This is a genomic window from Streptomyces sp. CAI-85 (assembly GCF_013363615.1).
Classification (GTDB): domain Bacteria; phylum Actinomycetota; class Actinomycetes; order Streptomycetales; family Streptomycetaceae; genus Streptomyces; species Streptomyces antibioticus_B.
This window is the reverse complement of sequence record NZ_JAANNX010000017.1, coordinates 94,921-110,324: the sequence shown is the minus strand read 5'-3', so window position 1 is coordinate 110,324 and position 15,404 is coordinate 94,921. Positions and strand designations below refer to the sequence as shown.

At 72.5% G+C, this 15,404-nt stretch carries 12 protein-coding genes; 6 read left to right on the top strand and 6 right to left on the bottom strand.

Annotated features, from left to right (window positions below):
• Positions 1–3 precede the first annotated feature (3 nt).
• Positions 4–654 carry a TetR/AcrR family transcriptional regulator C-terminal domain-containing protein gene (locus tag G6W55_RS20590; RefSeq protein ID WP_175522303.1) on the top strand — a complete coding sequence of 217 codons (651 nt, stop codon included), beginning with the start codon at positions 4–6 and terminating at the stop codon, positions 652–654.
• Between the two features lie 39 nt (positions 655–693).
• Here the strand turns inward: G6W55_RS20590 and G6W55_RS20585 are convergent, their stop codons facing one another.
• The gene (locus tag G6W55_RS20585) at positions 694–1,818 is read right to left on the bottom strand and encodes an acyltransferase family protein (protein WP_375372459.1); all 1,125 of its coding nucleotides are present in this window, start codon (positions 1,816–1,818) and stop codon (positions 694–696) included.
• A 210-nt stretch (positions 1,819–2,028) separates the two neighbouring features.
• On the opposite strand from G6W55_RS20585, the gene G6W55_RS20580 reads away from it, so the two are divergent.
• The 3 genes from G6W55_RS20580 to G6W55_RS20570 are packed head-to-tail and all read left to right on the top strand — an operon-like array spanning position 2,029 to position 7,500.
• Complete coding sequence (locus G6W55_RS20580) at positions 2,029–3,462, top strand: glycosyltransferase family 29 protein (protein ID WP_175522301.1); 1,434 nt, start codon at positions 2,029–2,031, stop codon at positions 3,460–3,462.
• The gene (locus G6W55_RS20575; RefSeq protein ID WP_175522300.1) at positions 3,459–5,804 is read left to right on the top strand and encodes a glycosyltransferase; all 2,346 of its coding nucleotides are present in this window, start codon (positions 3,459–3,461) and stop codon (positions 5,802–5,804) included. Before G6W55_RS20580 ends, G6W55_RS20575 begins: the two co-directional genes overlap by 4 nt.
• Before the next feature lie 4 nt (positions 5,805–5,808).
• A complete protein-coding gene (locus tag G6W55_RS20570; protein WP_175522299.1) occupies positions 5,809–7,500 on the top strand; it encodes a hypothetical protein in 1,692 nt (563 codons plus the stop codon).
• 10 nt (positions 7,501–7,510) lie between these two features.
• Here G6W55_RS20570 and G6W55_RS20565 read toward each other — a convergent pair whose 3' ends face one another.
• The 5 genes from G6W55_RS20565 to G6W55_RS20545 all read right to left on the bottom strand — a co-directional run bounded on the left by G6W55_RS20565 (position 7,511) and on the right by G6W55_RS20545 (position 12,598).
• Complete coding sequence (locus G6W55_RS20565; RefSeq protein ID WP_309243766.1) at positions 7,511–8,776, bottom strand: NAD(P)/FAD-dependent oxidoreductase; 1,266 nt, start codon at positions 8,774–8,776, stop codon at positions 7,511–7,513.
• Positions 8,773–9,186 (bottom strand): GtrA family protein, encoded by a 414-nt coding sequence (locus tag G6W55_RS20560; protein ID WP_175522297.1) that lies wholly within the window; start codon positions 9,184–9,186, stop codon positions 8,773–8,775. Before G6W55_RS20560 ends, G6W55_RS20565 begins: the two co-directional genes overlap by 4 nt.
• Positions 9,176–10,189: a glycosyltransferase family 2 protein gene (locus G6W55_RS20555; protein WP_175522296.1), complete on the bottom strand. Its 1,014-nt coding sequence runs from the start codon at positions 10,187–10,189 to the stop codon at positions 9,176–9,178. The genes G6W55_RS20560 and G6W55_RS20555 overlap by 11 nt, the downstream gene beginning before the upstream one ends.
• 88 nt (positions 10,190–10,277) lie before the next feature.
• Positions 10,278–11,612 carry a polysialyltransferase family glycosyltransferase gene (locus G6W55_RS20550; protein ID WP_175522295.1) on the bottom strand — a complete coding sequence of 445 codons (1,335 nt, stop codon included), beginning with the start codon at positions 11,610–11,612 and terminating at the stop codon, positions 10,278–10,280.
• Positions 11,609–12,598, bottom strand: a complete 990-nt coding sequence (locus tag G6W55_RS20545) for a glycosyltransferase family 2 protein (RefSeq protein WP_175522294.1) — start codon at positions 12,596–12,598, stop codon at positions 11,609–11,611. The genes G6W55_RS20550 and G6W55_RS20545 overlap by 4 nt, the downstream gene beginning before the upstream one ends.
• Before the next feature lie 198 nt (positions 12,599–12,796).
• Between G6W55_RS20545 and G6W55_RS20540 the strand changes: the two genes are divergently transcribed.
• Positions 12,797–14,137, top strand: coding sequence for a DUF6716 putative glycosyltransferase (locus G6W55_RS20540; protein ID WP_175522293.1), 1,341 nt, complete (start codon positions 12,797–12,799; stop codon positions 14,135–14,137).
• Positions 14,138–14,184: 47 nt separating this feature from the next.
• On the top strand, positions 14,185–15,402 hold the full coding sequence (locus G6W55_RS20535; protein ID WP_175522292.1) for an N-acylneuraminate cytidylyltransferase: 1,218 nt from the start codon (positions 14,185–14,187) through the stop codon (positions 15,400–15,402).
• Positions 15,403–15,404: the final 2 nt, after the last annotated feature.

Sequence of the window (15,404 nt, the reverse complement as noted above, 5' to 3'; positions counted from 1 at the left end):
AGCGTGACCACCGGACGACGAGCCCCCCTCGACCGCAAGCGCGTCGCGGACACCGCCCTGGCCCTGCTGAACGAGACCGGCCTGGACGGGCTGACCCTGCGCGCCATCGCCAGGGAACTCGATGTGAAGGCGCCCGCCCTGTACTGGCACTTCAAGGACAAGCAGGCGCTGCTCGACGAGATGGCGACCGAGATGTACCGGCGGATGGTCGCCGGGACCCGGCTCGACCCCGGCGACACCTGGCAGGAGCGGCTGCGCAAGGCCAACCACGGGCTGCGGGACGCGCTGCTCGCCTACCGGGACGGCGCGAAGGTGTTCAGCGGCTCACGCTTCACCGGCACCGAGCACGCCCACGCGATGGAGGAGACGCTGCGGCTGTTCACGGCGGCCGGCTTCACCCTCGGCCAGGCCGTCCGGGCGACGACGACGGCCTTCACGTACACCATCGGGTTCGTCATCGAGGAGCAGGGCGTGCAGCCCCTGCCGGACGAGCGGCGCGAGGGCTACGACGTGGCGGAACGCGCCCGGCTGTTCGCGGATTTCCCGCTCACGGCCCGTGCGGGCGCGGAGATCTTCACCGACTACGGCACGCATTTCGAGGAAGGTCTGGACATCGTCGTCGCGGGAATCGGAGCGCGTTACGGAATTTCCTGAGAGGAGCCTCTCGCGTATTACCGTCGATTCACCGGGAATTCACCCCCGCGGCGCCGCCAGCGCCTTCCGCATCCGCGGAGTCAGCCGTTCCTCGACCACCTTGTTCAGCACCCGCGCCAGCACCAGCATCGAGACGACGGTCAGCGCGAAGGTCGCGGCCGACGGCACCCCGAGCCGTCGGTGCAGGGTCTCCACGACCACCCAGCCCAGATGCTCGTGCACCAGGTAGAAGGGGTAGGTGAGGGCCCCGGCCGTCGTCAGCCAGCGCCAGTCCACCCGCTCCAGCAGGCCCAGCGCGATCGCCGCGACGGCGACGAACCCGAGGGCGACCACCGCGACGATGCCGAACGACGTGCGGTGCGCGAAGGCGTCCGGATCGGCGGCGTTCCACAACTCGCGCACCGCGTAGTGCTGTCCGACCAGGAAGCCCACCGCCGTGATCCCCCAGGCGTACGGATCGCGGCGGTCCCGGTGCACCAGGTACAGGCCGACCCCGCCGACGAAGAACGGCGCGTACTGCGGCATCAGCACCAGGTCGAGCACCGGCTGCCGCGCGCCCTGCGCGATCGCCGCCGCCAGGATCCAGCCGGCGCAGAACACCAGCACCCGGCGCCGGGTCGCGCCCGGCAGCACCACGCACACCGCGAACAGGGCGTAGAACCGCACCTCCGCCCAGAGGGTCCAGTCCACGCCGAGCACCCGGTCCACGCCCAGCGGCTGCTGAAGCAGCGTCAGGTTCACCAGGGCGTCGCTCGGTGAGACCGCCTCGTGGGCGACGACGGGCAGCGTGAAGACGGCCGTGACCAGGACGACCACCACCCAGTAGGCGGGCATCAGCCGGGCCGCGCGGGAGGCGAGGAAGGAGCGCGGCGAACGGCCCCAGCCGCTCATGCAGATGACGAACCCGCTGATCACGAAGAAGATCTGGACGCCGAGACAGCCGTAGGCGAACGGCGTGTGCAGGGTCGGGAACACCCGGTCCGGCGAGACGCCCCAGGCGCGGGTGATCTCGCCGCCCCGGCCGCCGTAGTGGTAGCAGGCCACCATCAGCGCGGCCACCAGCCGCAGTCCGTCCAGGGCGCGCAGCCGGCCGCCGGGCGCCGCCGCCTGCGGGGGAGCGGCGGCGGGGCCCTCCTGTGCCGTGTTCACGACCGTCTGTGTCACGCCGGTGTACCTCGGGATTCGCCTGGGTGCCGTCCATGCGGACTCTATGACCTCACCCGCGAAACTCCTGTTCGACGCCATCAGCATTCGCCGCCCCGTTCCAAGGGGTTCATCCGGGCGTCGTTTTGCTTTCTTACGTTCTTTCGACCTCCCCTCGACGCGCATCCATCACGTGTCTTTTCATTCGCAGTTCCATACGCCAGGAGAACCATGACGAGGGTCCGAACGCTGGACGAAGCCCTGCGAGCGTGCTCGGTGCACAGCGGCAAGCTGGTCGGCAGCCTCGACCCGCGCCGCCTCGCGCTCGCCGAGGCGCTGCGCCGGCTGCTCGCCCTGTGGGCGGCCCAGGAGCGGACCGCCCCGCCGGTCACCGCCACCGGCATCCTGCGGCGCACCAAGGCGGCCGCCTCCGGCGCCTCCGGGGCGGGCGCGCTCGGCAACGACGTCCTCGACGCCCTGCTCGCCGTCGGCGACAAGGCGCTCGCCTGCGGCTACGACGACGAACTGCGGCTGGCCGAGCTGATCACCGAGACGATCCTCGCGCAGCGCCGCAACTCCCGCGCCGGACGGCGGCTGCACGGCCGGGTCCTGGAGGCCCTGGGCCGTCCCGAGGACGCCGCCGACGCCTACGAGCGCTATCTCGGCCTCACCGAGGAGGACGGCTTCGGCGTCCGCGCCCGCGTCGACGGCATCCACGCCGCCACCAGGGCCCGCGCCGAACTGCTCACCCTCCTGGAGGCCACCGCCCTCGGCTCCGACCGCTTCTCCGACGGCCCCGCCACCGACGTCTGGGCCGACGGGCTCGCCGCGCACACCGCGGGCGACCACGACGGCGCCCGGGCCCGGCTGGTCGGCGCCCTGCGCGCCATGGACCGTCAGGGAGCCCCCGAGGGCGAGGTCCTGGAGGCGCTCGCCCAGTACCTGGACCTCGCCACCGCCGAACGGCCCCGGCCCACCGCCGATCTCACCCAGGCCCTCGCCCGGTACGCCGACATCCGCCGCAACCGGATGCGCGGCCCGGTCCCCGACCCCCTCTTCGGCGGGGTGAAGTGGCTCAGCCTCGGCGAGTTCCGCAACCGGATCGCCGGCAAGTCGGTCTGCCTGATCGCCAACTCCGGCAGCATCGCGGAGAGTTCGCTCGGCTCCGAGATCGACGCCTACGACCTCGTGGTCCGCTTCAACTCGTACTGCATCGACCCGGTCCACACGGGCCGGAGGACCGACATCCACGTCACCATCCACAAGCACGCCTACAACTGGGAGCAGCCGGTCGACACCCGGCTCGTGTTCGGCGGCAACTCGCCCGACTGGAAGTACTCGGTCCGCAACAAGCTGGTTCCCGGCGCCCAGAGTTGCGTCAACGACGAGTCGCTGCGCTGGCCGGTGCGTGCCCTCGGCGGCACGAGCACCGACCATCTCACCGGCATCCCCACCTCCGGCTTCAACATGCTCTGGCTGCTCGACTTCCTCGACGTCAGCCCCACCCTCGACCTGATCGGCTTCGACTTCTACGAGAGCGGCGCCTACCGCCTCCCCGAGGCGATGAAGCTGGCCATCACCAACGTGCACGCATACGGCAGCGAGAAGGCGTGGGTCATGGAACGGGCCCAGAGCGTCTCCGACTTGAGGATTTCCCTGCGTTGACCACCTCCATACCGACCACCGCGCCCCACACCGCCCACGCCGCCCCCGTCACCGACGCGAGCGCGCTCACCGGCAAGCGCCGGATCGCCTTCGCGAGCTTCGTCGACGAGAACTACCTGCCCGGCTTCCTCGCCCTGCTGCGCTCCCTCGCGCTGTCCAACCCGGACGTCTGCGAGGACTTCGTCGTCCTCCACGACGGGCTGCGCCCCGCCTCGGTCGCCGCCGTCCGCGCCCTGCACCCGCGCGTGCAGTTCCGCCGGGTGAACGCCGCCCACTACGACTCCTACGTCAAGGGCGACCAGGACAACTACCTCGTCCGCAAGGCGTACTTCATCCTCGACGTCTTCCGGATCCGCGACTACGACACCGTGATCACCCTGGACACCGACATGGTGGTCCTCGGCCCGATCACCGAACTCCTCACCCTGCGCCACGGCCTCGCCGCCGTCCCGCAGTTCTTCTACGGCGACAAGACCCGGATGCTCAACAGCGGGCTCCTCGTCATCCAGAAGGAGTATCTGACCGACGCGTTCTGCGCGAAGATCGACGCGATCGGCCGGGCCGGCACCTACGAGCTGGACAAGCACGACCAGGGCATCCTCAACGCCCTCCTGGACGGCGACTTCGTCGACCTCGACCCCCGGTACAACTTCGTCAAGCGCCGCCTCTCCGGCGACCTCCCGGTCCCCGAGGACACCGCCGTCCTGCACTTCACCGGCCGCCACAAGCCCTGGCAGGGCGGCGAGGCCGGCTACGGACTCGCACAGGAACGCTGGGCCGCCTTCGAGCTGACCGACGCCGAACTCCACGCCGCCTACCTGGAGTCCGGCGACACCCTCCACCACGACCTGCTGGTGCACTACGGCACCCCGCACGTCGCACGCACCGGCGACGTCGACACCGCCCGCAAGGTCGCCCTCGCCCACATCGGCGCCGGCGACTACCAGGCCGCCGTCGACATCCTGGAACGCGTCCGTCTGCCCGTCGACGAGGCATGGCCGCACGAGGTCTACGGGCACGCCCTGATGAGCGTCTCCCGCTACGACGAGGCCACGGCCCAGCTCCTGCTGGCCACCGCCGCCCCCAACCGGGCCGCCACCGCCTTCGCCCGCCTCGCCCAGATCGCCTGGGTGCACGGCGACGACGACCGGGCCCGCGCCCACGCCACCGCCGGCCTCACCGTCGACCCGACCCACCGCGCCTCCCGCCTCTGGCACCAGCGCACCGCGGGCGTCCCCGCCCAGCCCGCCGGCCACCCCGAGGACCAGCTCGCGCACGTCGCGTTCTACATGGACCGCCAGGGCAACGCCGGCGACAAGCTGCTCCCGGAGAGCGTCCGGCTCACCTTCGGCCCCGACACCGGCCCGCGCCGCTGGCACCCCGTGCACGCCCACCGGCTCTTCGACGAGGCCGCCCTCGAACGCGTCAACGCCCGCCGGGGCCTGGTCATCGGCGGCGGCGGACTCTTCATCCCGGACACCATGCCCAACGGCAACAGCGCCTGGCAGTGGAACGTCCCCGACGACCTGCTCGCCCGTATCGACGTGCCGATCGCCGTCCACGCCGTCGGCTTCAACGCCTTCGACGGCCAGTCCTACCGCGCCGAACGCTTCCGCGCCTCGCTGCGGCTGCTCGTCGAACGCGCGTCGTTCTTCGGCCTGCGCAACCACGGCTCCATCGAGAAGGTCCGGGCGATGCTCCCCGCCCACCTCCACGACAAGGTCCGCTTCCAGCCCTGCCCCACCACCGTCACCCGCCATCTGGTCGACGGCTGGCAGGACCCGGCCGCCCGCGAGGACACCATCCTCCTCAACGCCGCCTACGACCGCGCGGGCCTGCGCTTCGGCCACGACTACGGCCACTTCCTCGCCCAGATGGCCCAGGCCGTCCGCGACCTCGGCGCGCTGGCCGAGGTGAAGTGCGCGGCGCACTCCCTGGACGACGAGAAGCTCGCCTTCGACCTGCGCCGCGAGCACGGCGTGTCGCTGCCCGTCATCCCGATGTACGACTTCGGCAACGACGAGATCCGCGACCTCTACGCCCGCACCAAGCTGGTCATCGGCATGCGCGGCCACGCCGGCATGATCCCGTTCGGCTGCGGCACGCCGATCATCAGCCTCATCTCGCACCCCAAGATGGCGTACTTCCTGCGCGACATCGACCGCCCCGAATGGGGCGTCTCGGTGCACGACCGCGACCTCGCCGCCGTCCTCGTGGAACGCGCCCGCGACCTCCTCGCCGACCACGACCGCACCGTCGCCGACGTGCACGGCCGGCAGCAGGAGCTGTGGAAGACCACCGAGGCCAACGCGGCCGAACTGCGCGCCCTGCTGGGCGGCTGACCCGGTGGCGACGACGGCCGCCCCGGCCGGCGCGCCCGCCGCGCCCCGCGTCCGCCGGTCACCCCTGTGGTGGCCGGCGGTCGCCGTCACGGCCGCGGCGGCCGTCGTGCACACCCTGCTCACCCGCCGGCTCTCCGGCGACCTCCGGTACGTGCTCGGCGCGCTGCGCCTCGGCGGCGACTCCGGCTACTCCCCGTCCGAGGTCTTCACCCACCGCCCCTTCTTCTACCGGTGGTTCGTCGCCCTCCTCGACCTGCCGACGACCGGCGGGACCGCCGTACGGGAGACGGTCATCGGCGTCGAGGGCGCGGTCGTCGCGGCCGCCGCCGCCCTCGCCCTGTACGCGGCGCTGCTGCGCCGGGTCACCGCCCGCGAGGCCGCCGTCACCGCGGGCGCCACCGGGCTCGCCCTGGTGCTGGCGCCGCGCACCGACTTCCTCCAGCCCGAGTGGGCCGCCGTACTGCTGGCGGTGCTGGGCGTCGCGGCCGCTCTCGGGGTGCGCCGACCCTGGCCCGCCGCCCTGCTCGCCGCGCTCCCGCTGGGCCTCGCCGTGATGATGAAGTACTCCACCGCCTCCACGGCCGCCTTCGCCGTCCTGCTGATCGGGCTTGCCGACCGCGGCCGGGCGCTCCGGGCCGCGCTGGCCGCCGTGCCCGCGGCGGCGGCCCTCTTCGGGCTGAGCGTGCTCCTCGGCTCCCACGAGTGGCAGTGGACCGAGGACATGCCCCGGATCAACCAGTCCGCGCTCGGCCGCACCGGCCTGCGCCCCGGCGAGATCCTCGCCCACTCCGTGAGCTTCCTCGCCGACCGGGCCCTGCTCAGCCCGGCGCTCCTGCTGCTGCCCGGCGCCCTGCTGCTGCTCCTGGCCCGCACGCGAGGCCGCGCCCGCCGCCTCGAACTCCTCGCCGTGGCCGCACTCGTGGTTGCCGGCTCGCTCGCCGTGGTGATCGTGCAGGGCAACTGGTTCCCGTACCACGCCGTCCAGTTGACCGTGGCGGCCGCCGCTGCCTGGGGCCTCGCCGTCGGCGGCACCACCGGCCCGCCCCCGTGGCGCTTCGGCGCCGTCTCCCTCGCCTACGGCGCCCTGCCCGTGCTCTACCCGCACGCCCCCGGCGGCCTCAACCGCCCGGCCACGGTGTGGGCGCTCGGCCTGCTCGCGCTGCTCGCGGCGGCCGCGGACGTACGACGGCGGCGGCGCCCGGCGCCGGTCCGGACGGCGGCGCTCGTCACGCTCGCGGGCGTGGTCTGCCTGGCCGGGCCCGTCTGGCCGGGCTCCCCGCATCTGGTGCGGCACGGCGAGGTCACCGCGACCAACGCGGCGTTCCTGCGCGACACGGCCCGCGAGGAGGCGGAGGCGGCGCGGCTGCGCGCGCGGATCCCGGCCGGGGCGCCGGTGCTGTACCTGGCCTTCGGCGACACGGCGTACCACGTGGACCGCCCGGCCCGCTGCCGCTACCCGATCGCCACCTTCCTCCAGCGCTCCCGCTTCCTCCCCGACGTCGCCGCACTGCCGTCCTTCGCCGAGAACGCCGACTGCGTCGACCACGACCCGGCCCCCTACGCGATCCTCGACCGCGCCTGGTTCCGGCTCGCCCACGTCGACCCCGGACTGCGCGCCCGGGTGCGGGCGACGTACGCCTGCCCGCCGCCGCCGCCGTCGGAGGACACCCCGACCGTGGTGTGCACCCGCCGCTGACCGGGCGGGGTCAGCGCAGCCCGAGGGATCCGGTCACCCGGCGCGCCATCTCCACCGCGTAGTTCTGGCCCCGGTCCTGCGGGTGGATCTGGGCCATCGTGGCCAGCGTGACCCGGCTCATCGGCGTCTCGTGGGCCGGGATCAGCTCCCGGTAGCGCGGGGTGACCACGGGCTGGGCGAAACCGGCCTTCGAGAAGTGCCAGTCCTTGATCCAGGACATCTCGAACTCCGGGTTGATCCGCCGCAGATACGGCAGGAACGCGTGCAGCAGCTCGCCCGGTTCGGTGGTGAACCGCCAGTCCTCGCGCTCCACATAGGTGCCGATGTAGAGGACGTGCCGTCCGCCGTACACCGTCGGGTCGATCATCCGGGTGTGCTCGACGACGGCGAGGAAGGGGAAGTCCGGTTCGTTGATGTTGAGCCAGTAGTACGGGATCGCGCTGCGGTCCAGCTCCAGGACGAAGCAGGTCGCCCCCAGGTACTGGTTCCGCCGCACCGCGCTGTCGGCGGGCAGCCCGGCCGCCTCCGCGAAGGCCGGCTGCGGGGTGGTGACGATCAGATGGTCGAAGCGGTACGTCGAACCGTCCGCGCAGCTCACGACCGGCGTGTCGCCCTCCTGCCGGATGCGCCGCACCGCCTTGCCGAACTCCACCTTGCCGCCGCGCTCCTGCACGCCGTCGCGCAGCGCCGCGTAGACCCGCTCGAACCCGCCTTCCACATAACCGAGTTCGAAGGTCCGGCAGTGGACACGGGCCCACAGCCAGGCCATCGACACCTCCTCGGCGCGGTCGCCGAACTTGCCGCGCAGCAGCGGCTCCCAGATCGCCGCCGTGGCCCTGCGGCCGGCGTACCGGCGCAGCCAGGCCAGGGCGGTGACGTCGTTGTAGCGCCTCCCGCCGTCACGGACGGCCTTGAGCAGCGCCGACGATCCGGCGAACCGTACGGCGTCCAGCGGCGAGAACTCCGGGAAGCGCAGCATGTCGAACGGCGTGCTGAAGTCGATGAGTCGACCGCCCCGGTAGATGCCGGTGGTGGTCCGGTGGAAGCGCAGCGCGTCCCCGAGCCCCAGCTCCCCGATCAGCGCGATCATGGCTTTGTCGCTGCGGAAGATGTGGTGGTAGTAGCGCTCCAGGGGCACCCCGCCGACCTCCAACGAGGCGGCCAGTCCCCCGAGTTCACCGGCCGCCTCCAGGACGGTCACCTGATGCCCGGCGCGCACGGCGTCCCAGGCGGCGGTCAGTCCGGTGGCACCGGCGCCGATGATGCCGAGGTTCACGCGAAACTCCATTTTCTGTTGAGGGCGAACTGGAGCGCGAGGACCGGCGGGAGGGAGCCCGCCTTGACCGTGGTGGCGTCGATCCCGAGCGCGTCGGTGAAGAGCAGGAAGAGCAGGTTCGTCAGGGCGATGCCGGTCAGGCCGACGGCGTAGAAGCGCAGGAAGCGCACGGCGAGGCGGTCGCGGCGGGCGAAGGTGAACCGCGCGTTGAGCGCGAAGTTGCTGGTGATGCCCAGGGTGGTGCTGAGGGCGTTGACGAGCTGCTCGTCCAGTCCGGCGCCGTTGTGCAGCAGCGCGAAGGCGAGCAGGTCGAGCAGGACGCCGCTGCCGCCGATCAGGGTGTAGCGGACGAGCTGGCGTGCGGGCGCCTCAGTCGTAGTGGGCGTCGGCGCGGTCGTGTCAGCGGTCACCGTCGCCGTCCTTCGCGGCCCCGGCGCCGGTCACCTCGCGCACCAGATACAGCGGACGGCCCTGCGCCTCGCGGTAGATGCGTCCCACGTAGCTGCCGAGCACGCCGAGGGACAGCATCTGGGTGCCGCCCAGGAACAGCACGACGACCATCAGCATCGTCCAGCCGGAGACGGTGATGTCGGGCCGGAAGAACTTCATCGCCAGCGCGTAGACGATGCCGAGCAGCGACAGCGTCAGGACCACGAAGCCGAGCCGGGTGATCAGCTTCAGCGGGGTGGTGGAGAAGCTGGTGACCCCGTCGACGGCGAGGCGCGCCATCTTGCCCAGGGGGTACTTGGTCTCCCCGGCGAACCGCTCGTCGCGGTCGAAGGAGATCTCCTTCTGCCGGTAGCCCATCGAGGCGACGATGCCGCGCACGAACCGGCTGTGCTCCCGGTACCGGCCCAGCTCGTCGGCGACCCGCCGGTCCAGGAGCCGGAAGTCGCCGGTGTCCACCGGGATGTCCACATCGGTCCAGGACCGCAGCAGCCGGTAGAACAGGTGTGCGGTGGCCCGTTTGAACGGGGTGTCCTGCCGGGAGCGGCGGCGGGCGTGCACGATCTCCGCGCCCTCGCGCCAGGCGTCGACCAGGTCGAGGCTGACCCGGGGCGGGTCCTGGAGGTCGGTGTCCATGACGATCACGGCGTCGCCCCGGGCCAGGTCGAGTCCGGCCGTGATGGCGAGCTGGTGGCCGAAGTTGCGGGCGAGGTCGACCACCCGGACCCGGTCGTCGCGCTCGGCGAACCCCTTGAGCAGGGCCAGCGAGCCGTCCGCGGAGCCGTCGTTGACGTAGATCAGCTCGGCGTCGAGGTCCGGCCGGCCGGCGAGGGCGGCGGTCAGCTCGGTGTGGAAGGCGGTGATGCCGTCCTGCTCGTCGTAGACGGGCAGCACATAGGAGACGAGGGGCCGCCGCGTGGCCGCCCGCACCGCGGTCGGGGCTGTGGAGAACGCTGTGTACGGCATTCGGGGACGCTAGGGAGCGTCGGTGAACCGCGGCCCAACTCCTCGCGTCCACGAACCGGATTCCCCATTGCTCTTCCGCTGTCCGGGTTTATCGGCGGATCGCTTTGCGCAGCGCCTTCGCCCGCCGTACCACCCGCCGTGCCGTCGAGTTGTGCGGAAGGAAAGCCAGCCGTTCCGGAATTCCGCCCGGAAGTCCCAGCGACGTCAGCCGCTTGCGTTTGAAGTACCGCCGGGTGCGCGGCCCGAGCCGGGTCCGCAGATATTCCTCGGCCACCGGACGCAGTCCGGAGAGGATCTGCGGCTGCATCACGAATCCGACGGCGGACACCAGCCCGGTCAGGGTGCCGGCCTCGACCGTCTCCTCCCGCTCCTCCAGGTCGGGCAGCAGCGCGTCCGCGAGGACGACCGGCACCCGGTTGCTGTTCTGGAACGGGCTCAGCCGCTCCAGCAGCGGCTCGGTGCCGATCCGGGCGACCGGCAGCCCGTAGAACGCGGACGCCGTGAACAGGGCGGTGGAGAAACAGCCGACGACCAGCGCGGGCCGCGCCTTCTCGAACAGCACCTCGGCAAGGACCGGGGTCTCCAGCACGGTCAGTTCGACGCCCAGCCGCTCCGCCTCCGCCTCCAGGAGGCGGCCGTGGCGGGCCGGGGCGGTCGGGTGCGGTTTGAAGACGATCCGGCGGTGACCGCGGGCCACCGCCCCGCGCAGCATCCGTACGTGCAGGTCCTCCTCCTCGGCCGCGGAGAGGATGTCCAGCGCCGACAGATACTGGCCGAGCAGCAGCGCCGCGTGCTCGGGCAGCGGCGGCAGCCCGGCCGTGTCCTCGCCGATCCGCCCGAGCACCTTCAGGAACGCGCTCGCCGGCACGGTCACCGCGGGCACCCCGAACTCGGTCAGCAGCAGCGGCACCAGACCCGGCACCAGATCCAGGTGCAGCAGCCGCCGCACCCGGGTGCCGAGCAGCGGGTCGAGCTTGTTGCGGGTCGGGCCGTAGCTCATCAGGCCGTCCGCGTACACCTCGACCGGCGCGCCCGGGAACGCCTGGGCGATCGCCTGGGCCGGGTTGACCTGGATCGACTCCAGGACGATCTCCACCCGGTCCTCGCCCAGCCCCCACAGCAGCCGCAGATAGCGCTCCAGGAGCGGCACGTCGTCGGGGCGGGGCGACCAGGCGCCCGGGTGGAAGGGGCTGATCGCGTCGTTCCACGACAGCACCGCGTCGAAGCGGTCCCGCAGCGGCGCGAAGCCCGGCATCTCGTCCACGGCCGGCGTGGTCTCCGGGGTGGTGGCGTTGTTGCAGACCAGCAGCAGCCGGCGGTCCGCCGCCGGGAACAGCCCGCAGTCCAGGGCGGCGGCGAGGGTGGAGGCGCCGTAGAGGGTGGAGGCGCAGAAGATCTGCGTGGTGCGCGTCGTACGGGTCACAGGGCGGCCGCCTTCGCGGAGGTGACCGTGCGCCGCAGCCGCCGCAGGGTGGCGGAGCGGCGCAGGTCCATGGTGTCCAGGACGTCGGTGAGCAGCTCCTGCGGCATGCGCCGTATGGCCGCCGAGCCGAGGGTGCGCAGTTGGCGGGCCACCGCCGGTTCGAACTTGTCGATGTCCGCGAGGTGGTGGGCGATGATCGCGCAGTAGGTGCGCACCGCCTTCGGCAGCAGCAGGTCCGCGTCCCGGTCCCGCGCGGTCTCCTCGACGACCTGGTCGAAGGCGCGGATGAAGTCGAGCTGGCGGGCGTCGCCGATCTGGGTGAGGGAGGAGGCGACCCCCCGGCGGTAGAAGACGCCGTGCAGGTTCAGGACGGCGAACGACGTCGCCTCCCGGTGCAGCTTCCAGATCCACGGCCGGTCCTCGGCGGTGCGCAGCCCGTCCGTGAAGTGCAGCAGCCCCCGGTCGAGCAGCCGCCGGTGGTAGGCGCCGGCCCACGCGTACGCGTAGTCCACGGACGTCGACCGGTCGGCGGGCAGGATCGCCTCCCGCGGGTCCAGCACCTCCCCGCGCCGCCCCAGCGGATGCCGTACGACGGTCCGGGCGCGGCCGGTGGCCTGGACGTGGTCGGTGCGGACGAAGTCGCAGCCCAGCTCCTCGATCGCGGTGAGCAGCTCGCCCAGATGGCCGCGGGCCAGCCAGTCGTCGCCGTCCAGGAAGGTCAGGTACTCCCCTCGCGCCGCGTCGAGTCCGGTGTTGCGGGCGGTGGCGAGCCCGCCGTTCTCCTCATGGCGCACGAACCGCACCCGGGCGACCCGCGAGAGCTCGTCGGCCGCCCGTTCGAGAAGGGCCGGAGTCCCGTCCTTCGAGGCGTCGTCCACCAGCACGAACTCGAAATCCGGGCGCGCGTTGAGATGAAGACTGCGGAGGGTGTCCGGGGCGAATTGCCGCACGTTGTAGAACGGCACGATCACGGAAAGCTTTGGCACCCGCGAAATGCTAGAAGGGGCCCCGGCAACGGAACTTTCCGAAGAGGAGACGGGGGGTGAACTCCATGTGTCGGATCGGTGCATCCCGTGTTCCGTGAGCCGTCCGACGGCCCAGTTCGGTGTTCGGTGGCGCGCTGTTAACTTTCCGTTGAGTGGGGGTTGGGCCGATCCTGGGTTTCGCTTTCTAGCGTCTTCCGCGTGCCAGCAAGTACTGCCAATCCCCCGCGGATCGCCGTTCTCGCGGACTCCGACACCCGATGGAAATGGGGTGCGCTGACCGCGGCGAGGATCGCGCCGCCCATGGAAGCCGGACCGCGCCCCGACGCACGCGTCGCTCCGGCCCTGGACGGGTTCCTGCTGCGCGGCCGCGCCACGCCCACCCCGCGCCAGCTCGCCGAGGTCGGCGTGCGCGCCGACTCGCTGCGCGAGGTGACCGCCGTCGAGTTCCTGGACGCCGTCGCGCGCGCCTCGTACGACATCGTCGTCCTCGCCCTCGTCGGCGGCGGCGTCCAGGCGGTGCTGCACGGGCTGAAGCGGATCGCGGAGGGCGGCGGCGCGCGGCCCGTCGTCGTCACCGGCTATGTCGGTGTCGTCTACGAGAAGCTCGCCGACGGCCTGCTGCTGCGGCACGGCGCCGACCTGGTCCTCGCCAACTCCCGCCAGGACGCGGAGCGGTTCCGCGCGGTCTACGAGGGGGTGGGCGCCGACGCCTCCGCGGTGACCGAGGTCGCCCTGCCCTTCCTGGGCGGCGCCCCCTACAGCGGGGAGCACGACCCCTGCACGGTCGTCTTCGCCGCCCAGCCCTCCGTCCCGGAGAGCCGCGAGGACCGCGCATACCTGCTCGAACGGCTCGTCCGGCACGCCCGGCTGCACCCCGGGCGCGAGGTGCTGCTCAAGCTGCGCTCGAAGCCCGGCGAACACACCACCCACATCGAGGAACTGCCCTACCAGAAGCTGGCGCGGAAGCTGGACACACCGCCCAACTTCCGCCTGGTGTACGGCAACATGGGCGAGGTCCTCGACCGCACCGACCTGATGGTGACGGTCAGCTCCACGGCCGCGCTGGAGTCCCTGCACCGCCGGATCCCCACCGTCGTCCTCACCGACCTCGGGGTGCGCGAGACCCTCGGCAACCACCACTTCGTCGGCTCCGGCTGCCTCGCCTCCTGGGACCAGCTCGACGCCGGACACCGGCCGGTGCCCGACGAGGAGTGGGTGTCCCGGCAGGGAGTGGCCAGCGACGGAAGCTACGCCACCGCCTTCGCCCCGGCCCGTGAGCGCATCGCGAAGCTGCTCGCCCGGCCCGGCGGACTGCCGCCCCTCACGCCTTACTACACCCCCGCCACCGCCCCCGGCTACCTCCCCGGCATCCTCGCCCGCCACCACCTCGCCCCCGACGGCAGCCCCCTGCCCGGCGCCCCCGCCGCCGACCGGGCCCCCGGCCCGGTCCGCCGGATCGTGCGCCGAGCGGCACGCGGCGCCTACCGGCACGGCGTGCAGCGGGTGGCCCCGGTGATCCGGCGGATGGGGGAGCTGTGAGCCACCCCGCGACCGGCGGGCCTGTGGCCCGTCAAGGAGAAGAGACCATGTCCGATTCGGCCGCGCGCGTGCGCCGTGTCCTCGCCGTGATTCCCGCGCGGGGCGGCTCGAAGGGTGTTCCCGCGAAGAACCTCGCCCCCGTCGGCGGCGTCCCGCTGGTCGCCCGTGCCGTTCGTGAGTGTCTGGCCGCCCGGCTCGTCACCGACGTGGTCGTCTCCACCGACGACCACGCCATCGCCGCCGCCGCCCGCGAGGCCGGCGCCGAGGTCGTGCTGCGGCCCGCCGCCATCGCGGGCGACACCGCCACCTCCGAGGCGGCCGTCCTGCACGCCATGGACGCCCACGAGGCGCAGCACGGCGGCCCGGTGGACGTCGTCCTGCTCGTCCAGTGCACCAGCCCCTTCCTGGTCCGCGAGGACGTCGATGGCGTGGCCGGAGCCATCGTCGAGCAGGGCGCGGACACCGCCGTGACCGTCGCCCCCTTCCACGGCTTCGTGTGGCGCCACTCGGACGAGACGAGCGAGGGCGGCTTCGGCGTCAACCACGACACGTCCTTCCGCCCCCGCCGCCAGGACCGCCCCCAGGACTTCCTGGAGACCGGCGCCGCCTACGCCATGGACGCGGCCGGCTTCCGCACCCACCGGCACCGCTTCTTCGGCCGCACCGAACTCGTGCGCACCGACCCGGCGCGCGTCCTGGAGATCGACGACCCGCACGAGCTGGCCCGCGCCCGCGCCCTCGCCCCGCTCTTCGACGCGGACCGGCCGGGTGCCCTGCCCGCCCTCGGCGACATCGATGCCGTCGTCCTCGACTTCGACGGCACCCAGACCGACGACCGGGTGCTGATCGACTCCGCCGGACGGGAGTTCGTCGCCGTCCACCGCGGCGACGGCCTCGGCATCGCCGCCCTGCGCCGGTCGGGCCTGAAGCTGCTGATCCTCTCCACCGAACAGAACCCCGTGGTCGCCGCCCGCGCCCGGAAGCTCCGGCTGCCGGTCCTGCACGGCATCGACCGCAAGGACCTCGCACTCAAGCAGTGGTGCGAGGAACAGGGCATCGCGCCGGAGCGCGTGCTCTACGTCGGCAACGACGTCAACGACCTCCCCTGCTTCGCCCTCGTGGGCTGGCCGGTGGCGGTCGCGAGCGCCCACGACGTCGTACGCGGCGCCGCACGCGCGGTCACCACCCTCCCCGGTGGCGACGGCGCGATCCGGGAGATCGCCGGCTGGATCCTCGGACCTTCTCTCGACCCCCTCACCACGTAAGG

What these genes read in the sequence shown, in the direction of transcription:
- G6W55_RS20580 (WP_175522301.1), top strand. Translation starts at nt 2,029, where the DNA reads ATGACGAGGGTCCGAACGCTGGACGAAGCCCTGCGAGCGTGCTCGGTG.
- G6W55_RS20535 (WP_175522292.1), top strand. Translation starts at nt 14,185, where the DNA reads ATGTCCGATTCGGCCGCGCGCGTGCGCCGTGTCCTCGCCGTGATTCCC.
- G6W55_RS20555 (WP_175522296.1), bottom strand. Translation starts at nt 10,189, where the DNA reads ATGCCGTACACAGCGTTCTCCACAGCCCCGACCGCGGTGCGGGCGGCC.